The following is a 21,564-nucleotide window of genomic DNA, read 5'->3' as shown; positions in this document are numbered from 1 at the left end:
AATTAATTGATAACCTGTACGATTTCAACATTAAAGGTCAGAGTCTGACCTGCCAGTGGATGGTTAAAATCTACTGTAACAGACTCGCCCACCACTTCACGAATAAGACCCGGCAATTCAGAACCGTCTGGCATAGCAAAACCTACGATCATGCCGACTTTTGCCGGCGCGTCACTCGAGAACTTACTGCGGTCAACATAATAAATGTTGTCAGGATTAGGTTCACCGTAGGCATCTTCAGGTGCCAGGGTAAAGGTGCGTTTATCGCCAGCGGCCATACCGCCTAACTGAGCTTCAAAAGCCGGGGATAAGCTGCCATCACCCATTTGCAGTTTGGCCGGTTTGTTATGCACACGGGTGCTTTCGGCGGCGCTGCCATCGGATAATTTAATATCAAAGTGAAATATCACAGTACTGCCTGGACCTATGATCACTGCTTGTCTCCTGAAGTAGCTTTCTGGGTTTCGCTACTGAAGCTATCCCAGATTAATAAAACAGCACCAATGCTAATAGCACAATCGGCGATATTAAAAATAGGGTAATGCCAGCTCTGATAAAACACATGCAGAAAATCCACCACATAACCATACAGACTGCGGTCGATTAAATTACCAATAGCGCCGCTGATAATCAGGCTCAAAGCTAAAGACAATTTCAGTTGGGTTTTCGCTAAACGGCTTAACCAGATGGCTAATACGATACTGACTACTACAGCGATCAAGGTAAAAAACCACCGTTGCCAGCCACCTGCATCACCTAAAAACGAAAACGCAGCGCCATAGTTGCGGGCATAAGTAAAATTAAATACCGGCAATAAAGATACTGATTCGCCTAAGCTGAAGTTCTGAATAACCCATACTTTGCTCAATTGGTCAGCAACCAGCACCAATAGCACCAGCCACCACCAGCGCCAGCCGGTTTCTTTAAATATATGCATCAGGCAAACTTCCTTACTTCGCCAGCGCCTTCGACGTTATCGACACAGCGGATACAAATCAGCGGATGCGCCGGATTCAGACCCACATCGTGTCTGTGGTGCCAGCAACGGTCACACTTAGGCGCAGTAGATGCGTTCAACACCACAAAGAGGTTATCCATTTCAGTGGCTACTGCATCAGCAGGAGCAGCGTCGCTGGATACCACAGCAGTGGAGGTTAACAAGGCAAAACGTAACTCATCGCCAATAGAGCTCAGGTCTGTTGCCAGTTGGCCTTTGGCGTATAACGTCACTTCAGCTTGTAATGAAGCACCAATTTTGCCATCACGACGGCCTACTTCCAGCACCTTGTTGACTGCATCACGCACTTCCAGCAGTTGTTGCCAGAAGGCATCATCAAACTGACCAGCAGGCACTGTATCTAAACCCTGATACCAAACTTCAGTGAACACAAACTCGCTATGCTGACCAGGCATGACTTCCCAGATTTCCTGAGCTGTGAAGCTCATGATAGGCGCCATCCAACGCACCATGGCTTGTACCACATGGAATAAAGCAGTCTGACAAGAACGACGGGCTAAACCATCGGTTTTTGCCGTGTACTGACGGTCTTTAATCACGTCTAAGTAGAAACTACCCAACTCCACAGTACAGAAATTCATTAACTTCTGGCTGACCTGATGGAACTGATAGTTTTCATAGGCATCGACAATTTCTTGCTGCAATTTGGCAGCACGTTGCACCAGCCATAAATCCAGCTGCACCATCTCTTCAAATGGCACCAGTTGCGTCTCTGGTTCAAAACCTTTTAAGTTCGCCAACAGGAAACGGGCTGTATTACGGATACGACGGTATTTGTCGGCAGCACGGTTTAAGATTTCATCAGAGACTGTCATCTCTGAGGTGTAATCTGTAGTCGCTACCCATAAGCGCAGTATATCGGCGCCTAACTTGTTCATCACGTCCTGTGGCGACACCACATTGCCCAACGACTTGGACATTTTGCGGCCTTCACCATCCACAGTAAAACCATGGGTCAGCACTTGTTTGTAAGGAGCATGGTGTTTAATTGCCACACCCGTCATCAGAGACGACATAAACCAGCCACGGTGCTGATCCGAACCTTCTAAATACAGGTCAGCCTGAGTGGCACCATGGAATTCAGCGCGAGGTTCAATCACACAAGCATGAGTCACACCTGAGTCAAACCAGACGTCCAGTGTGTCTGTCACTTTGACGTACTGAGCTGCATCAGCGCCCAACAAAGTTTCAGCTTCTAAATCAAACCAGGCCTGAATACCAGACTGTTCAACTAACTTAGCAACCTGCTCCATCAAAGCCTGAGTATTTGGGTGCAGAGCACTGGTGTCTTTATCAACAAACAGAGCAATAGGCACACCCCAGGTACGCTGACGGGAAATACACCAGTCCGGACGACCTGCCACCATGTTTTCGATACGCTGCTGACCCCAGTCCGGGATCCAGCGGGTTTTGCCAATTTCTTGCAGTGAAGTACTGCGCAGGTCTTTTTGTTCCATGCTGATAAACCACTGCGGCGTAGCACGGAAAATAATAGGGGTTTTATGACGCCAGCAGTGTGGATAGCTGTGCGTTAAGGCTTTATGCACCAACAATTTGCCCGCTTCTTTTAAGGCTTCAACCACAGAGTCGTTGGCTTTAAATACATGCTGACCAGCAAAAAGTGGCGTATCTGGCAGATAGACACCGTTGGCGCCTACAGGGTTAGCCACTTCTAAGTTGTATAACTTACCGACGGTAAAGTCTTCCGGGCCATGGCCAGGCGCCGTGTGCACAGCACCGGTACCAGAATCGGTGGTGACGTGATCACCTAAAATCACCGGCACTTCAAAGTCATACAACGGGTGTTTTAATTTTACCAGCTCCAGTGCCTGACCTTTGCAGAAACCCAAATTGTGGTAGTGCTCCACGCCAGCACGGGCCATCACAGCAGTCACTAAGTCTGTCGCTACAATTAAACGCTCAGGGCCATTTGGACCTTGCTCGACCTGCACCAGGCTGTAGTCAATTTTGGCGTTCAAAGCCACAGCGCGGTTAGCAGGAATAGTCCATGGCGTCGTGGTCCAGATCACTACAGACACAGGGCCAGAACCTGTATGGCCTTCAGGGTGATCGAATTTATTCACATCAGCGTCGTTCACCAGCGTGAAACGTACATCAATGGCTGGTGATACTTTATCCTGGTATTCCACTTCAGCTTCAGCCAAAGCAGAACCACAGTCTGTACACCAGTGCACTGGCTTAAAGCCTTGCTGCAAATGACCATTGTCGATGATACGACCTAAAGAGCGGATGATATTGGCTTCGGTATTAAAATCCATAGTGCGGTACGGATTGTCCCAATCGCCTAAAACGCCTAAACGGATAAAATCGACTTTCTGTGCTTCGATTTGCGTCAACGCATAATCACGGCATTTTTGACGGAATTCAGCAGCGCTTAGCTTCACGCCTGGCTTGCCGTATTTCTTTTCAACGACCAGCTCAATAGGCAAGCCATGACAGTCCCAACCCGGCACATAAGGGGCATCGAAGTCAGACAAGGTCTTGGCTTTAACAATCATATCCTTAAGGATTTTATTGACCGCGTGACCAATGTGAATGTTACCGTTGGCGTATGGAGGGCCATCGTGCAGGATAAAGGTTTTTTTACCTTGTTTGGCCTGACGAATTTTCTGGTACAGATTTTTTTCTGTCCAGCTGGCTAACATTTGTGGCTCACGCTGCGCAAGGTTGGCGCGCATGGCAAAAGCCGTGTCCGGTAAATTCAAAGTCTGCTTGTAGTCAGTCATCCGTCGTTGTTCCGTCTTCTTTAAGTTTAAATTCGTGTCGCTTTGCAACCAGCTTAAGCGGGTGGCAAAGCAAAATAATCGCGCGCCTGCTGCGCATCTAAAGCAATTTGTTGCTGCAACTGGGCAAGGCCATCAAAACGTCGCTCCGGCCTGATTTTCTTTTTTAAAATCACTTCAATCTGCTGGCCGTATAAGTCGCCGTTAAAATCAAAAAAATGAGCTTCAAGCTGCTCTTTTTTACCCTGTAACGTGGGTCTGGAACCAATATTGGCGACACCATGGTAAAGCCCCATTTGGGTCACAGCTTCAATGGCATAAACACCATGCACAGGTAAGTTTTTACGATAGAGCCAGACATTGGCCGTTGGAAAACCCAACTGGCGCCCTACTTTCTGACCATGCCGTACCCGACCCATCAACGAAAATGGCCGGCCTAACATTTGTGCTGCCAGTTCTAACTGATCTTGTTCCAGTGCCTGTCGAATTAAAGTGCTACTGACCCGCTGGTCATTTTGTTTCAGGCTGGCCGTACTACCCAAACCAAAACCATGCTTCGCTGCAGCTTGCTGTAACAAAGCAAAATTACCGGCACGGTTTTTACCAAAACAAAAATCATCACCGACAATCAGATGCTTGACGCCGAGTTTATTCAGCAATAAATCCTGAATAAACTGCTCTGGCTCCTGACTGGCAAATTCACGGGTAAAAGGCACACAAAGCATGCGATCCACACCTTGTTGCGCCAGCCAGTGGTATTTTTCCCGAAAACGACATAAACGCGCTGGTGCACCTTCAGGGTTAAACAACTCCAGTGGCTGAGGTTCAAACACCATCACCACTGCAGGTAAATTTAATTCTGCCGCAATAGCTTTTAATTGCGTCAGTACCGCCTGATGCCCCAGATGCACGCCATCAAAATTGCCAATAGTTAAGACGCAGCCCTGATGTCTGGGTTGAATTGTATGTAAGCCGCGAATTAACTCCATTCGGTATTCTTACTCTGCTGCTGCAAAAAGAGGCTGATTATACCCATATAATCATTTGCTTTCAGCATTTGTCTGGCGTTTAAAATCGTTCAAACGCACACCAAACACAAAAAGTAAAACAAAGTAGGCCACAATAGCAAAGCCAAAATAGGCCAACAAATGCAGCACCTGACCTGATAAACCTAAAGCTATCCAAGCTGTCAGATCCGGCATGACATAAAACAAAGAGCCCGCCATTAGCGCTGCGGCGATAAAAGCCTTAGCGATAAACCAACTGGTTTTGCTGCTGAAACTATAGATATCGCGCTGCTTTAAACCGCGATACAGCAAATACGCATTTAAAGTACCGGACATAGCTGTGGCTAATGCCAGGCCGACATAACTTAAAAAAGGTGCCAGCATCAGGTTAAACACCATATTGGCGACCATAGCTATTATGGCGATGCGCACCGGAGTTTTTATATCCTGGCGCGCATAAAAAGCCGGTGCCAGTACTTTAATCAGCATCAGCGCGACTAAACCTGTGTTGTAAGCAATCAGGCTATGCGAAGTTTTTACCACATCATCGGCGGTAAATTCACCGCGCATAAAGACAGATGCAATAATAGGTTCAGCCAGTACTATTAACCCCATCATGGATGGAATACCAAACAAACAAATAAAACGCACAGCCCAATCCAGGGTGTATTTAAAGGCGGCTTCGCTTGCCGCAGCATAATGCCGTGACAAACCTGGCAAAATCACAGTGGCGATGGCGATACCAAATAAACCTAAAGGAAACTCAAGTAAACGGTCAGAGTAATACAACCAGCTGACAGCACCTGTGACTAAAAAGGACGCGATAATTGCATCCAGTAATAAGTTAATCTGACTGACTGAAACACCAAATAAAGCGGGGATCATCAAAGTGCGGATTTTCGTCACGTTTGGATCTTTCCAGCCCCAGCGTGGCATCACCAATAATCCGGCTTTTGCTAAAAACGGCAACTGGAATAAAAACTGAATTAAACCACCTAAAAATACCCCCCAGGCAATGGCTTCAGCCGGATTTTGCATCTGTGGCGCTAAATAAATAGCAGCCCCTATCATGGCAATATTTAAAAATACCGGTGTAAAAGCTGCGACCGCAAACTTGTTATAGGTGTTCAGCACAGCGCCAGATAAAGCGACAAAGGTAATAAACCATAAATAAGGAAAGGTGATTTTTAACAGGAAACTGGCCTGCAGGTATTTATCCCCTTCTGGTGCGCCGTCTAAATAAGCGCTAAACCAGCCAGCACCAAATAACATCATCAGCACAGGTGAACCAATCACGGCCAGCAAAGTGACACCAGTGACAATAAAACCTAAAGTCCCTGCCGCTTTGGCAATCAGTTCACGTACTGCATCGTCGCCATGTTTTTCTTTTACTTCAGCCAGTACAGGCACAAAAGCTTGTGAGAAAGCCCCTTCAGCAAATAAACGTCGCAAAAAATTAGGAATACGGTTGGCCATAAAAAATACGTCGGCCATAGCACCTGCACCCAATACGTTGGCGACAATCACATCACGGACCAAGCCAAGCACCCGTGAAATAAGGGTCATAAAGCTTACGATCATGCCCGATTTTAATAATTTTCCTGACACAGACTGCTCCTGCAACGACATTTCTGCTATTTTCACCCGAGTCAGAGTGGATTACCAGCGAAGGGCTAATTTTATTCTGTAATCTGTCAAGGAAACCATTTGACAAGGGCCTACAAAATAGGCATATTATGCGGCCTTTAAAGGTCCCGGTTTAGTTTTTAGGAGTGTTACCTTGGCTAACATCAAGTCTGCTAAGAAGCGCGCTATTCAATCAGAAAAGCGTCGTCAGCAAAACGCAAGTCAGCGCTCAATGATGCGTACTTTCATGAAGAAAACATACGCTGCAGTGTTAACTGCTGATCTGGCTGCTTCACAAGAAGCGTTCAAAAAGATGGTTCCAATTTTGGATCGTATGGCAGACAAAGGTCTGATCCATAAGAACAAAGCTGCCCGTCATAAGTCACGCTTAAATGCACACGTTAAAGCTTTAGCTACTAAAGCAGCTTAATTTCAATTCGCTGTTGTTCGCAACAGCTTATTGTGACAGTGCAATAAAAAAACCACCGCAAGGTGGTTTTTTTATTCGCTACCATCCATGGTGCTCACCCTTCGGGCCATCTAAAGCTGTTAAAAATCGTTCCTGACGATTTTTTATTCGCCACCATCCGTGGTGCTCACCCTTCGGGCCATCGTCGCTTCGCTCCAACGTTCAAAAACATTCCTGATGTTTTTGTATTCGCCGTCGTCCTTGACGCTCACCCTTCGGGCCAACGCGTTGCGTTGTTCAAAATTGCTCCTGGCAATTTTGTATTCGCCGTCGTCCATGACGCTCACCCTTAAGGGCCATCGTCGCTTTGCTCCGATGTTAACAATTGCTCCATGCAATTATTTATTCGCTAGCAATACCCATCCGTGGAGCTAAAAACCTCAGACCGTCCTTTATTTTTTCTCACAATAAAGTTTATGCAGCAGTCCAATCAAAGCGACAGCCTCTTCACTATGGATACGATAAAACACGGTTTGAGCTTCTTTACGGGTTTTGACCAGCTTTTGTCGTCTGAGCACAGCTAAGTGCTGAGACAAAGCGGACTGGCTTAAACCTAACTTTTCGTTCATCTCTGTGACTGATAACTCAGACTCCAGCAAATAACACAAAATCAGCAAACGGCGTTCATTGGAAACCGCCTTCAGCAGCTTGGCTGCCTGCGCCGAATTCTTCAGCATTTCTTCCAATTTCATTTTGTTGCTTCTTACAGGTGAAAAAAAAGCATTATGCCGCTGGGTAGATGACTGAAACAATACGATCTATTCTCATCTGTCGTATTTCAGGCTGTACCTGACTCATAGAAGCAAAGTCGCATGCTTTCGACGCACAACTGACTCTGTGCTTTAGCTTTTTATCGCAATCTGAAGATTTGCTTTGATGAAGGCATGCTACATTGCCCACACTATTACAATGCAGGGTGCATATCACAGATGAAAGTTTGGCAAAAAATCATTTCGGGCGCTTTATTTGCTCCGGCAGCATGGGCTGCCACCGCTCCAGTGACTTTGGATCAGGATTTAGCTTATAAACTGGTGGAGTCTTTAACAGTTGAAGTGGGTCCGCGTATTGCTGGCAGCGAAGCAGACCGTCGCGCCGTGCAATGGGCTGTGGCTAATTTAAAGCAATTGGGTTATGACAAAGTCTGGACTGAAGAATTCGAAATGCCGGGTTGGACTCGTGGCCAAGCAAGCCTTGAAGTGATTAGCCCTTTCGCTCAACCTTTTGTATTAACCTCCTTAGGTGGTTCGGTCGGAACACCAGCAGCTGGCATTACCGCCTCTGTTGTGATGTTTGACAGCATTGAAGCTTTGGAAAAAGCCGATGCAGCCTCAGTCAAAGGCAAAATTGTTTTTATCAACAAACCTATGGCCAAAGACAAATCCGGATCTTTTTATGGTCAAGTCGTGGCCGCCCGCTCCCGTGGCGCTGTTGAAGCGGCCAAGTTAGGTGCTGTAGCTATAGTGATTCGCTCAGTTGGCACCAGCAATAACAGATTTGCTCATACCGGCACCATGAAGTACGACGAAGCCATCACTAAAATTCCAGCCGTGGCCATTTCAGTGCCTGACGCGCAAAATCTGGCCAAAATGCTGGAACGATCGCCAAAAGTAGAATTAAAACTACAAATGGATAACCAACTACAAACAGCGACTAGCCATAACGTGATAGCAGAAATAACAGGCACAGAAAAACCTGAAGAAATTGTACTGATCAGTGGTCACCTGGATTCATGGGATCAGGGCACAGGCGCTTTAGATGACGGTGCAGGCGTTGCTTTAGCTATGGCTACCGGCGCTTTAATTAAACAAAAAGGCAAACCTAAGCGCACTATCCGCGTTGTACTCTATGGCAACGAAGAAGGTGGATTGTTAGGAGCCAGAGCCTATGCTGCCAAACATCATAAAGATTTAGCCAAACATGTGTTAGCAGCAGAATCTGATTTTGGTGCAGGTCGTATCTGGCAAATTGAAAGCCGGTTTGGCGACAAAGCTCTGCCTTTTGCCAAAGAGTTACAACAAAAACTGTCTCATCTGAATATCGCTTTAGGTGGCAATACAACTTATGGCGGTCCTGATGTTTCTGTATTAGCTCAGGCTGGTGTGCCAGTAGTGGCTTTATCACAGGATGGCACCGACTATTTTGACTATCACCACACCCCAAATGACACGTTAGACAAAATAGACCCTGATTCCTTAAAACAAAACTTGCAAGCATGGCTCATCATGACCGAAACTGTTGCCAACAGCACAGTTAACTTACGTCACTAATGGCCAAACAAATTAAAAAGGCCTCGCTTTTAAGCGAGGCCGACAAACAAAAACTATTAAAAAAAGCCGGCAATAAAAAACCGCTCACCCAACCACAAGCAACAGCTACACCCACTTCAGTTACGCGCACTGTTTCGCGTTCTGCAACGCGGCTTACTCCTGCAGAAGAGCAGGCAAGCACTTCGACAGGCAAAACTATTAAACTATGGAGTGGCTTAGCAGCGCTTGTGCTCGCCGCTTTTATCATAGCCCCTACACCTCAATTGCTTGAATACCATAGCGCAGGACTGACGACTCAAAGTGTCTATATGCCAGGTTGGTTTGGTAAAGCAGGCACTATCCTTGACACCAATCAACGCGCAGTGCTGTCAGAAGAAGAGCAGACCTTGTATTTATGTTTTGAAGGCCAGAGCAATGAGCAATGTGCTAAATACCAGTTGCGTAAACAACAAGGTTTGATTGCCGCAGCACTCTTCTGGTTTTCCTCACGCCCTTAGCCCACAAAGCTGACGTCAGGACTGCCGACGCCAGCAAATCCGGCACAACCAAAGTTGTATCCCAAGCACCAACAAAATCATCGCTGACGGATACAACAAAAAACTCTGTGCATAGTTAAATAACAACACACCACTGCTCAGATAAATAAAAGGCTGCAATTCATAACACCAAAATGGCAAAGCGCCTTGCTCTTTAAATTTAATACCGTATGGGCTGCGGCGCTTGTCGGTGCGTATAACCCAGACCACTGCACCAACAAATATCAGTACGACACCAAATAATGCGGCGGTCCAATGTGGCAACCATAATACGCTTTGTGAACCGCTAATGACGTAAAGGTAAGGTAAAGTTTCATAAAGCCGTTCGGGGATCATGATGCTCTCCTTGCTGGAATGAAAGTCACTTTGAAGTATAGTCAAAGGTTAATATTTTGTTATTTAATATTGTTTTTTGTATCAAAAAAAACCTAAGTTATTGAGTTGAAGCAAAGTCTTTTTTTATTATTAGAGGTCATTGTTAAAGGCTGGCGAAAAACCCGGAGATCCTTACTGCGACTTCAAATAGGAGAAGTATATAATGCAGTAATTCCCGGTCAGCTTAAGCTGGAGTAGTACGCATGCATGACGAAGAGCTGGACTTATTTTTACAGGAAATGGCTGGAGTAAAACGCTTAACTGCTGATGCTCTTGCTGATCCTAATGGAGAACATAACCCAAGTCTGGCGCAACTGGCCCGACGCAAAGCTGCAGAGCAGGAAATGGAATACGATCCTAACTATCTGAGTATGGAGTACGTCGATTTGGTTTCACCTGACGATGTGATTGCCTATAAAAAAGATGGTGTGCAGGATGGTGTATACAAGAATCTGCGTCTGGGTAAATACCAGATGGATGCGACCCTGAATTTGCTTGGCAAAACCTTAATTGAAGCGCGGGCCGCTTTGTATAGTTTTATCGCAGATTGTCATCAACGTGGTATCCGGACTGTATTGATCCACCATGGTATGGGACGTGACAGCAAACCTCATCCTGCGATTTTGAAAAGTTACTGTTTCAAATGGTTACCGCAAATGCCGGAAGTATTAGCCTGCCATACCGCCTTAAAACCCCATGGAGGTTATGCAGCCACTTATGTGTTGTTGCAGAAAAATGCAGAACAAAAACGGGAAAATCGCGAGCGGCATCAGAAGAAATAACAAATACCCCCACAAAGTGGGGGCATTTGATTCGCGCTATCCTTCGATGGATTGCTGTTCTTGTAAATAATGAGTCACTTCTGTAGCTTCAGCCTTTGTTAAAAAAGCCGACAATGCCATTAATAACACCAAAATGGCGATTGCAGTAAAGCCAAAACCGCGACTGGACGCTTTACGCATACAAAACCTCAGACTAAAAAATATTGTTATTGTTCTTGCTTTTTTGTGGATCTTGAGCAATCCAAAACCAGTGTAGACAACTTGTTGTTTAGTTACAAGATTTACAATCATTTACAGATGATTTTCTGATAAAGAGACAAACAAGGGCACATAATCACCTTTGCTTTTGAGCTTTTAGCGACTAGTTTTAGCTTTTAGTCGCTAGTTTATGTTGTAAAGCGGCAATAGCCTGACGAGCAGCATCCTGCTGCAAACTATAAAATTGTTGCTGATATTCAAACTCCACCGCCTGGCTATGCTCCTTACAATGCAATAACTGACGCATAGAGCTTTTCGTTTGCCTTACTAAAGCTGTCGGCACTGCAGCTAAATCAGCAGTCATCGCCAAAGCTCTTGGTAATAATTGATCAACAGCCAACACTTCTTTGACTAAACCATACTGCCAGGCCTGTTCTGCAGTTAAACGCTCACCACAAAACAACATCGCCATGGCTTGTTGCCAACCGATCAATTGAGGCAGTAACCAGCCGTGCCCTCCACCCGGATGCAAAGCCAGCTGGAAAAAACGACTATCAAACCAGGCTTCTTTGCTGGCTAAACGAATATCACAGACCATCGCCAGATTCATGCCAGCCCCCACAGCAGGACCATTGACCAAAGCTATGGTCAGCAGTGGAGAATCTGCCACCTGACTAAAAGCCTGATACAGCTGTTTAAGCTCTGTACCATCGCCATCTGCCGCATGCTGCAATACATCCAGATCAGCGCCAGCACAAAAAGCCCGCTCGGTCCCCATCACACACAACACTTTGAGTTCATCATCCAAACTCAATTGATGCACGGCTGCTGCAATTTGTAGTGCAATGTCAGGTGTTAGCAGATTACGTTTTTCTGCTGCTGTCAGTTGTAACAGTGCAACATGACCGTATTTTTCAATAATAAAACTATCCATCAGTAGCCTCTTTCCCTGTTGACCAGATGCTTTAAAGGTAGCCCATTTAGCGTACGTTGATAATTTTCAACAATCTGATGGATAGCAGTATCCACGTTGGTCACTGCAGAACAATGCGGAGTGACCAGTACTGCCGGATGTTGCCAATATGGATCAGTCGCAGGCAGGGGCTCTTCACGAAATACATCCAGACAAGCAGCCTGTAACTGGCCAGAGTCCAAAGCCGCCAATAATGCGGCATCATCTACTATGGCGCCACGGGCTACGTTAACGAGAATTGCGCCCTGTTTAAAAGCACTAAGACGCTCTGTATTTAAGAAATTTGTGGTATCAGGTGTTAGAGGTAATAAACAAATCACCAAATCGGCAGCAGAGACAGCCTCTTTAAAACCAGCGTCACCGGCGTAGCACTGAATAGCCTCCAGCTGTTTTAAGCTACGTGACCAGCCACTGACCCGGTAACCCTGCTGTAAAAAATGCTGCGCCGCTGCTTGTCCCAATTCACCTAAACCCAATACACAAATCTGTTGAATCGAGCGTGGACTTTTCGGCTTCCACAACTGCTGTTGCTGCTGACGCTGAAATAGATCCAACCTAAGTTGGTAATGCAACACTATGCCAGCCAGATAGTTCACCATAGAAGACGCCAAAGCCGGATCAACAATGCGGCTTAACGGCAAGTCAGGCAAAGTAGGATCAGACACAATGCTGTCCACACCAGCGCCAAAAGACTGCAGGCTTTTTAAATGACTTAACGCAGCTAAAGAACCATGAGGTTGCTTCCACACCACAGCCATCTGCACCTGTTCAGGCGCGCTGTAGTCTGGCCATTGCTGGATTAAAACTCCAGGCAATAAGGCACTTAACTTTTCCACTAAAGTATCTAATTTACGATCGGGGATCACCAGGGCTATCGACATCTGTTCACCAAAGCTTCAAGTTTTCGTCATATCTCTGACATGGGTAAACCCCATTCTACCCGAGCCTGAAGAACCAAGGCCAACAATTCGCAGGAGCTTTGTATGCTGCATTGTCGAACGATCTTCTTGTCTGACATTCATTTAGGAAATAAAGACTGTCAGGCGACCTATCTGCTGAACTTCCTCAATCAAACCAAAGCTGACACCATTTACCTGCTGGGCGATATCCTCGACTTGTGGGCCATGCAAAAACAAGTGTGCTGGAGTCCGGAGCAAAATGCCGTGATCCAAAGTCTGCTGGCCAAAGCCGATCAGGGCACTGAAGTCATTTATATTCCAGGTAACCATGATGAAGAATTCCGCCACTGGGCAGGTCGTCAGTTTGGCACTATCAAATTACAATTACGCGGCTGCCATACTACGGCTTTAGGGAAAAAGTTGCTGTTACTGCACGGCGATGAGTTTGATAAGGAAGTGAACTTTGGTCGTTTTCATGCCTGGCTGGGTGACAATCTGTATGATTTCTTACTGTTTTTAAACCGCTGGAGCAACCGCATTCGCCGTGCTTTAGGTGGACGTTATTTCAGTTTGGCTGCCTTTATCAAAAGCAAAGTTCCGGGTGCTCAGCAGGCGATTGCCCGCTACCGTGATGCAGCTGTGGCGAAAGCTAAACGTTCAGGTTTTGATGGTGTGGTCTGTGGTCACATCCATCATCCGGAAATCAGCCTGCAGGACGGCATTATTTACTGCAACGATGGCGACTGGATTGATAACTGCACAGCCTTGATAGAGCAACAAGATGGTTCATTAACACTGTATCACTGGACAGAACAAAGCCATACGCTGGCCGCTATGCCATTGGCAGTACTTAGCGAAGAACAACCTGCACAGAGCAAAGTGGCCTGAGCAGGTTTATACCCTTCGCCCTTGAAGCTGCAGCTTTGTTGACTGCACTCATTCGCCCCAGTCACATAGGCTACTATGCTCCTGGGGTCTCACTCACTTGTCGCCTCCCCGCAACTTCAAGTTTCTTGGGTATATCCCACCCACTCTGATTAAAATTTCCACAAAAAGCCATAAATCTGACGCATTTTTGTCATCTTAACCCCCTACTCTCTGTACGAACAAAGGTCCTTACAGAGGTATCGCTATGATCAGTGTTGACCAAATGATGCAAACGCATCTGCCAAAACTCGAACAAAAACCCTGGTTAGCCAAACCGGTCAAAGGCGCCTTACGCCATCTGCTGCATGAACAAGAATTTATCGCTTTCGCCAAACGTTACCCTCACTTGCAAGGTATTGAATTTGTAGAACAAGTGCTGGATTACTTTAACTTCGCCTATGCAGTGCGCGATAACGAAGTCGAGCGTATTCCGAGTACTGGCCGTGTCGTGATTATCGCCAACCACCCTATCGGATCTTTAGATGGTTTAGCCTTGATTAAACTGGTGCGGGATATACGTCCTGATGTCAAAGTGATCGCTAACCAGCTATTAATGGCCGTTGAACCTCTGCATTCCTTATTGTTACCCGTGAATAATATGAGTGGTGGCACCGAGCGTAGTCGTATCGATCGCATCAGTGATCACTTAGCAGCCGAAGGTGCGCTGATTTTATTTCCAGCAGGTGAAGTATCACGCTTAAAACCCAACGGTATTCGTGATGGCAAATGGCATGGCGGTTTTTTACGTTTTGCGATGAATGCCAAAGCCCCTATTCTGCCTATCTATATAGATGGTCGTAACTCTGCGATGTTTTATGGCGCTTCGATGATTTACAAACCTCTGGCCACTATGTTGCTGGTGCAGGAGATGTTTAATCAGAAACATAAAAACATCGCTATGCGAATTGGTGAACAAATCCCTTATGACAGCTTTGCTCATCTGGCTTTGGAAACTCAAGCCAAGGTAAAACTGTTTAAAAAACACTTGTATCGTCTGGCTAAAGACAAGTCGCCACTATTTAAGACTCAAACTGCGATAGCGCATCCTGAAGATCGTATTTTGCTTAAAAAAGCAGTTGAAGCCTGTCCGTTGTTGGGTGAAACCAGTGACGGCAAACAAATTTATTTATATCAGTATCAGCAAAGCTCGCCTGTATTACGTGAAATTGGCCGTTTACGGGAAATCGCCTTTCGGGCTGTCGGTGAAGGCAGCGGTCAGCGCCGTGATATTGACCAGTACGACAGCTACTACGAGCAACTTATTTTGTGGGATAAAGACGACTTAGAAATAGTAGGTGCATACCGTTTTGCCAACACAGCTAAAGTAATGGCGGAGAAAGGCCTTGCAGGCTTGTATACCGCCTCTTTATTCCAGTTTAATCTTGCGATGACACCCTATTTAGATCAGGGGCTGGAGCTTGGCCGCAGCTTTGTACAACCTCGTTATTGGGGCAAACGTAGCCTGGATTATTTATGGTATGGCATAGGCGCCTACCTGAAACAAAATCCGGATATCCGTTATTTATTTGGTGGTGTCAGTTTATCCAACAGCTACCCTAAAGCGGCACGGGATCTGATGGTGTATTTCTACAGCCTGTATTTCCGCTGCCCTGAACAAAGCGCTGTGCCAAATATCCCCTACGAATTACCAATGGATACCTTAAGCCAGCTGCAGCAGCATTTTAGCGGTGATAGCTACAGTCAGGACTTTGTCCAGTTAAAGCACTTATTGGCCAATATGGGCGTCAGTATTCCTACTTTGTATAAACAATACAGTGAACTGACCGAACCTGGTGGTGTGCGCTTTTTAGCTTTTGGTGTTGACCCTGACTTTGCCGATTGTGTGGATGGTCTGGTGTTAGTGGATATGACGAAACTTAAAGACAATAAAAAAGCCCGCTATATTTCCTGATCTAGTGCGAAGAGCAGCCTGGGTGGAGTTATTCAGGCTGCTTTTATAGTTCCCAGCCGCCACTTTTTTGTTTTATATCAATAAAAACCCTAAACATAGTAAGGGTTTATAGCAACTATTGATCTGGGGCAAAGTTTCATTGCATCAAAAGCGCAGAATGACGCCAGTTTCTCAAGCTAAGGATCATTCTGATGAAAACGAGTTATAAAACAATCGCTTCTTTACTGTTAGCCGCCTCTGCCGCTCCGGCTCTGGCTAACTGGTCAGTGAATGTTGGAGCTATTAGTGTCGCGCCTCAAGAATCCAGCGGTCATTTGAATGTAGTCGAGACTGTGGCTGGCTTACCAGCAAACTCCACTGAAGTGGCGGTGGACAACAATACTCAGTTGGGCATTACCATCGACTATCAACTGAATAAAAACTGGACCCTGGAGTTGATTGCGGCCACTCCGTTTAAACATGATATGAAAGTGAAAGGTTCTGCTATTGATGGCTTAGCACTGGGTAGCAGTAAACAATTACCGCCAACCTTATTAGCCCAGTATCATTTTGATTTAGGTGACAGTAGATTTGCCCCCTTTATCGGTTTAGGTCTGAATTACACTAACTTCTTTCAGGAAAAAGTCTCTGGCGAATTAGTCAGTACCTTGCAAGCACTGAATGTGGCAGAGGCAGATGATAAAGTCGAATTGAAGTTAAAAGATTCATGGGGACTGGCCATGCAGGCCGGTGTTAATCTGAAGCTGTCAGACAGCTGGGGTGCACATCTGATGCTAAGTAAAATGGATATAGATACCACTGGTCGTGTACTGGTGAACAATAACAGCATTCAGTCTGTTGATGTCAGTATCGACCCTTATGTCTGGATGATTGGCGCCCGTTATTCATTTTAATAGCGTAGGCTTTCAATAGCAGTCCTTCTGACTCGACAAATTGTCGGCTCAGAAGGACTTTTCTCAGGAAGCAACTGCCAACTTATCTAAGTACAGCTGTGGCAGATTAAACTGAATACCGATAGAGAGCCCACGTTCCTCTAACCTGGAGTTACGTACTTCGCCCTGAATTTGCTGGTCAATACCTACTTTTTCACATTGGATATGCAAAACTACAGGCGCCAGATTGACCTTGCTGCCCTGATGCGACGGATCAAATAAGAAACGACAGCCACCGCTGGAGACATCAATCAAATGGCCATGAAAACTGCGGGCATTCTGCACCACTTCCAGATTAAGCCTGACTGAGGCAGGAATAAAAATACTGTTACGTCGTTCGTTACGTAAAGCACGACGTTGTATCGCTGAGGGAAAGCTGACCACAGCCAATTTATCCGGAAAGCGGGTCAACTGCAGTAATTCAGATTTAAACGCAAAACATTCGCCAACAGAATCTTCAACTAAAAAACGACAGACCACTGCCAGACCGTTAATAAAAAAGCGGTCTGGTAACGTATCGTCATCTACTCTGAACAATACATATTTACCGGCTTTATAACCCACCAGTTCGCAGCTACAGCGGCTTTTGCGCTGATCTAATAACTCAAGATCAAAACGCTGACCAATTTTTACATGGGATAGCCATTCTTTATTGTCTGGTTGCTCAGAGCTAACTACAACTTCCATACCTTATCCTTCAGGTCTCACCGACTTCATGTCGGACATCTCACTCAAACAAGTGAATAAACAGAGATAGAGCTAGTTTGTAAAAAAATGTGTCAGGGATCAAGCACAAAATGAAAATATCTGCAAACAAAACAAATTTACGATGAAAATTTAAAAATATCGCTACAAAAATGACAAAACCTGCCGAAGCAGGTCTTGTTTGTATCACTTTTACGGTATTAGCCTAACCAGACTCGTGCGTTACGGAACATCCGCATCCACGGGCTGTCTTCCTGCCACTCATCAGGGTGCCAGCTGTTCGCCACAGTGCGGAATACCCGCTCTGGGTGAGGCATCATAATAGTCACGCGGCCATCAGTCGTAGTTAGGGACGTAATACCCAGTGGTGAACCGTTTGGATTCGACGGGTATTGCGTTGTTACATTGCCGTAGTTATCGACAAAACGTAAGGCCACTGTGCCACTTTGATCAGCGGCTTGCATCGCAGCAGCAGATGCAAACTCTGCATGTCCTTCACCATGTGATACAGCGATAGGCATACGGGACCCAGCCATACCTTTAAAGAATAAAGAGGCGCTTTCCTGCACTTCCACCAGACTGAAACGGGCTTCAAAACGCTCGGACTTGTTGCGGACAAAACGTGGCCATAAGTCAGCGCCAGGGATCAGGCTCTTCAGATTCGACATCATCTGACAACCGTTACAAACCCCTAAGCTGAAGGTCGTTTCACGTTCAAAAAACGCCGCAAATTCAGCGCGGGCTTTGTCGTTAAACAGCACAGACTTCGCCCAGCCTTCACCAGCCCCTAATACGTCACCGTAGGAGAAGCCACCACAAGCCACTAAACCGTTAAATTCAGACAAAGAACGACGACCAGATAAGATGTCGCTCATATGCACGTCAACTGCATTAAAGCCTGCTCTGTTGTAGGCAGCTGCCATTTCAACATGAGAGTTCACGCCCTGCTCACGCAGAATAGCGACTTTCGGCTGTACACCTTTCAGGATATAAGGAGCTGCCACATCTTCGTTCAGGTCAAAGCTTAACTTTGCATTTAAGCCTGGATCTGTCACATCAGCTTTAGCGACAAACTCCTGACGTGCACCTTCAGGGTTATCACGCATCAGCTGCATTTGATAGGTCGTTTCGGCCCAGATGGTACGTAAGGTAGTACGGCTGTTGCTATACACCAGCTGATCACCGTGACTGATCTGAATTTGATCGTCAGTTGTGACTTCACCTAATAAATGCGCCACAGCAGATAAATCATGCTGAGCTAAAATCGCCTGCACTACTGGTAAATCGCTGTTCGCTACTTGCAGCACTGCGCCTAACTCTTCACTGAAAAGTACAGCTAAGTTATCTGTGCCTAAGCTCTGGATATCCACTTTAACACCAGCTTTACCAGCAAATGCCATTTCTGCCAGGGTGACAAACAAACCACCGTCTGACCTGTCGTGGTACGCCAGTAATTTCTGCTGAGCCACTAAAGCCTGCACCGCCTGATAGAAGTTCATCAGTAATTCAGGGCTTTCCAGATCCGGCGCTGTCTGGCCTAACTGCTTATAGACCTGAGCTAAACAAGAGGCACCTAAACGGTTGGCGCCCTGACCTAAATCCAGCAGGATCAGGCTGCTTGCGCCTTTGTCAGTACGCAGCTGTGGTGTCACAGTACGACGCACATCTTCAACCCGGGCAAAAGCAGTGATAATCAAAGATAAAGGTGAAGTCACTGTCTTCTGTTCACCATCCTGTTGCCAGCTGGTTTTCATCGACATCGAATCTTTACCTACAGGGATAGTTAAACCCATAGCAGGACATAACTCTTCACCTATGGCTTTGACTGCCTGATACAAACCAGCATCTTCACCAGGGTGACCTGCAGCAGACATCCAGTTGGCCGACAGTTTGATATGTTTAATATCACCAATCTGAGTGGCGGCAATGTTAGTAATAGATTCAGCTACAGCTAAACGGGCAGAAGCAGCAAAGTCTAATAAAGCGACAGGCGTACGTTCGCCCATCGACATGGCTTCACCGTGGTAAGTGTCGTAGGACGCAGCAGTCACACCACAGTTGGCTACTGGCACCTGCCATGGACCTACCATTTGATCACGGGCCACTAAACCTGTCACTGTGCGATCGCCAATGGTGATCAGGAAGGTTTTTTCAGCAATAGTAGGTAAACGTAATAAGCGCTCAGCCGCATCAGCTACTGTCACGCCGTTTAAGTCTAAAGCTTTGCCTTCGGTGACTTGAGTTTTCACATCACGGTGCATTTTAGGCGCTTTGCCCAGCAGTACGTTCAGTGGTAAATCGATAGGTGTATTGCCAAAATGCTGATCTGATAAGGTCAGGTGATGTTCAGCGGTGGCTTCACCTACTACAGCATAAGGTGCACGTTCACGTTTACAAATTTCTTCAAACACTGGCATTTGGTCGGCAGGAATGGCCATCACATAACGTTCTTGTGATTCGTTACACCAGATTTCCAGTGGCGACATGCCTGGTTCGTCGTTTGGCACGTTACGTAATTCGAACTTACCACCCACGCCACCATCGTTCACCAGCTCAGGGAAGGCGTTGGACAAACCACCAGCACCGACGTCATGGATAAAACAAATTGGGTTTTTATCGCCCAGCTGCCAGCAGCGGTCGATCACTTCCTGACAACGGCGTTCAATTTCAGGGTTTTCACGTTGTACTGACGCAAAATCTAAATCTTCAGCCGACTGACCAGAAGCCATAGAAGAAGCAGCACCACCACCTAAACCAATGTTCATGGCCGGGCCACCCAGCACTACTAACTTGGAGCCAACAGGTAACACACCTTTTTGGACGTGTTCAGCACGGATATTACCTAAACCACCGGCAATCATAATAGGCTTGTGGTAACCCCGTACTTCTTCGCCATTGTGGCTTGGTACTTTTTCTTCGTAAGTACGGAAGTAACCCAGAATATTTGGACGACCAAATTCGTTATTAAAAGCTGCGCCACCTAAAGGACCATCAGTCATGATGTCCAAAGCTGTCACTATACGGTCTGGTTTACCAAAGTCGGTTTCCCACGGCTGTTCAAAACCAGGAATACGTAAGTTGGATACAGAAAAACCTGACAAACCGGCTTTTGGCTTAGCGCCTACGCCTGTAGCACCTTCGTCACGGATTTCACCGCCAGAACCTGTAGCAGCGCCAGGGAATGGAGAAATAGCTGTTGGGTGGTTATGAGTTTCCACTTTCATCAACACATGAATATCTTCATGGTTGTAGCCATACTCCTGAGTGTCAGCAGACGGGAAAAAACGGCCAGCCTTAGAGCCAGTCATCACGGCAGCATTGTCTTTATAAGCAGACAACACGTGTTCCGGCGTTTTTTCAAAAGTATTTTTAATCATTTTAAACAGCGACTTCGGCTGTTGTTCGCCGTCTATGGTCCAGTCGGCGTTAAAAATTTTATGACGGCAGTGCTCAGAGTTGGCCTGCGCAAACATATAGAGTTCGATATCATTTGGGTTGCGGCCCAACTGATTAAAATTCGTCACCAGATAATCGATTTCATCGTCGGCTAACGCCAGGCCCATGTCGATGTTGGCTTTGACTAAAGCATCGCGGCCACCAGCGATAATATCCACTGAACTTAAAGGTGCTGGTTCAGCTTTACGGAATAAGGCAGAAGCTTGTTCAAACTCGCTGAACACCACTTCCATCATGCGGTCGTGTACCAGAGCTTTTAATTGCTGCAGCTGAGCTTCAGTCAAAGTTGCAGTGGTCTGGATATAATAAGCCACACCTCGCTCTAAACGTTTCACCTGACTCAGGCCACAGTTTTTGGCAATATCAGTCGCTTTAGACGACCATGGAGAAATAGTGCCAGGGCGTGGCGTCACCACCAGCAACAAACCTTCTGGTGTATGGCTGACGATAGTAGGTCCGTAAGTCAGCAATTTGCTTAAAGTCGTCTGTTGTTCAGCCGACAGTTCGCTGCTTAAATCAGCAAAATGCATAAATTCGGCATAAACACCATTCACAGGCAAATTGGTTTTGACACAAAGATCGATGAACTTCTGAACTCTAAACTCGGACAGTGCAGGTGCACCACGCAGGATCAACATAGGTTTTTTTTCCGTTGGTTGAGCGACAATGGAACCCAAAATCAGGCGCCGCATTATAAAGAAAAAACCGCTGTAATGGTATGAATAAGATCTGACGACC

General features: G+C 46.2%; 20 protein-coding genes. 7 read left to right on the top strand and 13 right to left on the bottom strand.

Going from position 1 to position 21,564, the window contains the following annotated elements; all coding sequences use genetic code 11:
* Positions 1-2: 2 nt before the first annotated feature.
* Genes fkpB through murJ form a run of 5 tightly spaced genes read right to left on the bottom strand, consistent with a single transcriptional unit; the run spans position 3 to position 6,377 of the window.
* Positions 3-434 carry an FKBP-type peptidyl-prolyl cis-trans isomerase gene (gene fkpB, locus LSG34_RS19680; RefSeq protein ID WP_233011050.1) on the bottom strand — a complete coding sequence of 144 codons (432 nt, stop codon included), beginning with the start codon at positions 432-434 and terminating at the stop codon, positions 3-5.
* On the bottom strand, positions 431-937 hold the full coding sequence (gene lspA, locus LSG34_RS19675) for a signal peptidase II (RefSeq protein WP_233011049.1): 507 nt from the start codon (positions 935-937) through the stop codon (positions 431-433). Before lspA ends, fkpB begins: the two co-directional genes overlap by 4 nt.
* Complete coding sequence (gene ileS, locus LSG34_RS19670) at positions 937-3,765, bottom strand: isoleucine--tRNA ligase (RefSeq protein ID WP_233011048.1); 2,829 nt, start codon at positions 3,763-3,765, stop codon at positions 937-939. Before ileS ends, lspA begins: the two co-directional genes overlap by 1 nt.
* Before the next feature lie 53 nt (positions 3,766-3,818).
* Positions 3,819-4,751, bottom strand: a complete 933-nt coding sequence (ribF, locus tag LSG34_RS19665) for a bifunctional riboflavin kinase/FAD synthetase (protein WP_233011047.1) — start codon at positions 4,749-4,751, stop codon at positions 3,819-3,821.
* A 51-nt stretch (positions 4,752-4,802) separates the two neighbouring features.
* Positions 4,803-6,377, bottom strand: coding sequence for a murein biosynthesis integral membrane protein MurJ (gene murJ, locus LSG34_RS19660; protein WP_233011046.1), 1,575 nt, complete (start codon positions 6,375-6,377; stop codon positions 4,803-4,805).
* Positions 6,378-6,549: 172 nt separating this feature from the next.
* Here murJ and rpsT point away from each other — a divergent pair, with 172 nt between their 5' ends.
* Positions 6,550-6,825: a 30S ribosomal protein S20 gene (rpsT, locus tag LSG34_RS19655; protein ID WP_008900529.1), complete on the top strand. Its 276-nt coding sequence runs from the start codon at positions 6,550-6,552 to the stop codon at positions 6,823-6,825.
* A gap of 143 nt (positions 6,826-6,968) precedes the next feature.
* Here the strand turns inward: rpsT and LSG34_RS19650 are convergent, their stop codons facing one another.
* The gene (locus tag LSG34_RS19650; protein ID WP_233011045.1) at positions 6,969-7,142 is read right to left on the bottom strand and encodes a hypothetical protein; all 174 of its coding nucleotides are present in this window, start codon (positions 7,140-7,142) and stop codon (positions 6,969-6,971) included.
* A 114-nt stretch (positions 7,143-7,256) separates the two neighbouring features.
* Complete coding sequence (locus LSG34_RS19645) at positions 7,257-7,556, bottom strand: ArsR/SmtB family transcription factor (RefSeq protein WP_233011044.1); 300 nt, start codon at positions 7,554-7,556, stop codon at positions 7,257-7,259.
* Between the two features lie 237 nt (positions 7,557-7,793).
* Here LSG34_RS19645 and LSG34_RS19640 point away from each other — a divergent pair, with 237 nt between their 5' ends.
* Together LSG34_RS19640 and LSG34_RS19635 are read left to right on the top strand one after the other, a co-directional pair.
* Positions 7,794-9,131 carry a M20/M25/M40 family metallo-hydrolase gene (locus tag LSG34_RS19640; RefSeq protein ID WP_233011043.1) on the top strand — a complete coding sequence of 446 codons (1,338 nt, stop codon included), beginning with the start codon at positions 7,794-7,796 and terminating at the stop codon, positions 9,129-9,131.
* Positions 9,131-9,628, top strand: coding sequence for a hypothetical protein (locus tag LSG34_RS19635; RefSeq protein WP_233011042.1), 498 nt, complete (start codon positions 9,131-9,133; stop codon positions 9,626-9,628). Before LSG34_RS19640 ends, LSG34_RS19635 begins: the two co-directional genes overlap by 1 nt.
* Positions 9,629-9,643: 15 nt before the next feature.
* Here LSG34_RS19635 and LSG34_RS19630 read toward each other — a convergent pair whose 3' ends face one another.
* Positions 9,644-10,003 (bottom strand): hypothetical protein, encoded by a 360-nt coding sequence (locus LSG34_RS19630; protein WP_233011040.1) that lies wholly within the window; start codon positions 10,001-10,003, stop codon positions 9,644-9,646.
* A gap of 242 nt (positions 10,004-10,245) precedes the next feature.
* Between LSG34_RS19630 and smrA the strand changes: the two genes are divergently transcribed.
* Entirely contained in the window at positions 10,246-10,824 is a 579-nt protein-coding gene (smrA, locus tag LSG34_RS19625) for a DNA endonuclease SmrA (RefSeq protein ID WP_233011038.1), read from the top strand.
* A gap of 36 nt (positions 10,825-10,860) precedes the next feature.
* On the opposite strand, the gene LSG34_RS19620 is transcribed toward smrA, so the two are convergent.
* From LSG34_RS19620 to LSG34_RS19610, 3 genes are all read right to left on the bottom strand, one after another.
* A complete protein-coding gene (locus LSG34_RS19620; protein ID WP_233011036.1) occupies positions 10,861-11,004 on the bottom strand; it encodes a hypothetical protein in 144 nt (47 codons plus the stop codon).
* A 187-nt stretch (positions 11,005-11,191) separates the two neighbouring features.
* Entirely contained in the window at positions 11,192-11,956 is a 765-nt protein-coding gene (locus LSG34_RS19615) for an enoyl-CoA hydratase-related protein (RefSeq protein ID WP_233011034.1), read from the bottom strand.
* Positions 11,956-12,876, bottom strand: coding sequence for a 2-hydroxyacid dehydrogenase (locus LSG34_RS19610; protein ID WP_233011032.1), 921 nt, complete (start codon positions 12,874-12,876; stop codon positions 11,956-11,958). Before LSG34_RS19610 ends, LSG34_RS19615 begins: the two co-directional genes overlap by 1 nt.
* 102 nt (positions 12,877-12,978) lie before the next feature.
* Here LSG34_RS19610 and LSG34_RS19605 point away from each other — a divergent pair, with 102 nt between their 5' ends.
* The 3 genes from LSG34_RS19605 to LSG34_RS19595 all read left to right on the top strand — a co-directional run bounded on the left by LSG34_RS19605 (position 12,979) and on the right by LSG34_RS19595 (position 16,626).
* The gene (locus LSG34_RS19605) at positions 12,979-13,782 is read left to right on the top strand and encodes a UDP-2,3-diacylglucosamine diphosphatase (protein WP_233011030.1); all 804 of its coding nucleotides are present in this window, start codon (positions 12,979-12,981) and stop codon (positions 13,780-13,782) included.
* 244 nt (positions 13,783-14,026) lie between these two features.
* Entirely contained in the window at positions 14,027-15,733 is a 1,707-nt protein-coding gene (locus LSG34_RS19600) for a GNAT family N-acyltransferase (protein ID WP_233011028.1), read from the top strand.
* Positions 15,734-15,924: 191 nt separating this feature from the next.
* Positions 15,925-16,626, top strand: a complete 702-nt coding sequence (locus tag LSG34_RS19595) for an OmpW/AlkL family protein (RefSeq protein WP_233011026.1) — start codon at positions 15,925-15,927, stop codon at positions 16,624-16,626.
* A gap of 63 nt (positions 16,627-16,689) precedes the next feature.
* Here the strand turns inward: LSG34_RS19595 and LSG34_RS19590 are convergent, their stop codons facing one another.
* Both LSG34_RS19590 and purL read right to left on the bottom strand, forming a co-directional pair.
* Positions 16,690-17,352, bottom strand: coding sequence for a PilZ domain-containing protein (locus LSG34_RS19590; protein ID WP_233011024.1), 663 nt, complete (start codon positions 17,350-17,352; stop codon positions 16,690-16,692).
* A 218-nt stretch (positions 17,353-17,570) separates the two neighbouring features.
* Positions 17,571-21,464: a phosphoribosylformylglycinamidine synthase gene (purL, locus tag LSG34_RS19585; protein WP_233011022.1), complete on the bottom strand. Its 3,894-nt coding sequence runs from the start codon at positions 21,462-21,464 to the stop codon at positions 17,571-17,573.
* Positions 21,465-21,564 lie beyond the last annotated feature (100 nt).

The organism is Rheinheimera faecalis (assembly GCF_021290965.1).
Lineage (GTDB): Bacteria > Pseudomonadota > Gammaproteobacteria > Enterobacterales > Alteromonadaceae > Pararheinheimera > Pararheinheimera faecalis.
Note: the sequence above shows the minus strand (reverse complement) of the source record. Positions and strands in the feature narration are given on the sequence as shown.

Coding starts and splice junctions, on each gene's coding strand:
- LSG34_RS19595 (WP_233011026.1), top strand. CDS start 15,925: ATGAAAACGAGTTATAAAACAATCGCTTCTTTACTGTTAGCCGCCTCT.
- LSG34_RS19620 (WP_233011036.1), bottom strand. CDS start 11,004: ATGCGTAAAGCGTCCAGTCGCGGTTTTGGCTTTACTGCAATCGCCATT.
- LSG34_RS19610 (WP_233011032.1), bottom strand. CDS start 12,876: ATGTCGATAGCCCTGGTGATCCCCGATCGTAAATTAGATACTTTAGTG.
- LSG34_RS19630 (WP_233011040.1), bottom strand. CDS start 10,003: ATGATCCCCGAACGGCTTTATGAAACTTTACCTTACCTTTACGTCATT.
- LSG34_RS19615 (WP_233011034.1), bottom strand. CDS start 11,956: ATGGATAGTTTTATTATTGAAAAATACGGTCATGTTGCACTGTTACAA.
- LSG34_RS19600 (WP_233011028.1), top strand. CDS start 14,027: ATGATCAGTGTTGACCAAATGATGCAAACGCATCTGCCAAAACTCGAA.
- LSG34_RS19640 (WP_233011043.1), top strand. CDS start 7,794: ATGAAAGTTTGGCAAAAAATCATTTCGGGCGCTTTATTTGCTCCGGCA.
- lspA (WP_233011049.1), bottom strand. CDS start 937: ATGCATATATTTAAAGAAACCGGCTGGCGCTGGTGGTGGCTGGTGCTA.
- ribF (WP_233011047.1), bottom strand. CDS start 4,751: ATGGAGTTAATTCGCGGCTTACATACAATTCAACCCAGACATCAGGGC.
- purL (WP_233011022.1), bottom strand. CDS start 21,464: ATGTTGATCCTGCGTGGTGCACCTGCACTGTCCGAGTTTAGAGTTCAG.
- LSG34_RS19650 (WP_233011045.1), bottom strand. CDS start 7,142: ATGGACGACGGCGAATACAAAATTGCCAGGAGCAATTTTGAACAACGC.
- LSG34_RS19635 (WP_233011042.1), top strand. CDS start 9,131: ATGGCCAAACAAATTAAAAAGGCCTCGCTTTTAAGCGAGGCCGACAAA.
- LSG34_RS19645 (WP_233011044.1), bottom strand. CDS start 7,556: ATGAAATTGGAAGAAATGCTGAAGAATTCGGCGCAGGCAGCCAAGCTG.
- ileS (WP_233011048.1), bottom strand. CDS start 3,765: ATGACTGACTACAAGCAGACTTTGAATTTACCGGACACGGCTTTTGCC.
- LSG34_RS19590 (WP_233011024.1), bottom strand. CDS start 17,352: ATGGAAGTTGTAGTTAGCTCTGAGCAACCAGACAATAAAGAATGGCTA.
- smrA (WP_233011038.1), top strand. CDS start 10,246: ATGCATGACGAAGAGCTGGACTTATTTTTACAGGAAATGGCTGGAGTA.
- LSG34_RS19605 (WP_233011030.1), top strand. CDS start 12,979: ATGCTGCATTGTCGAACGATCTTCTTGTCTGACATTCATTTAGGAAAT.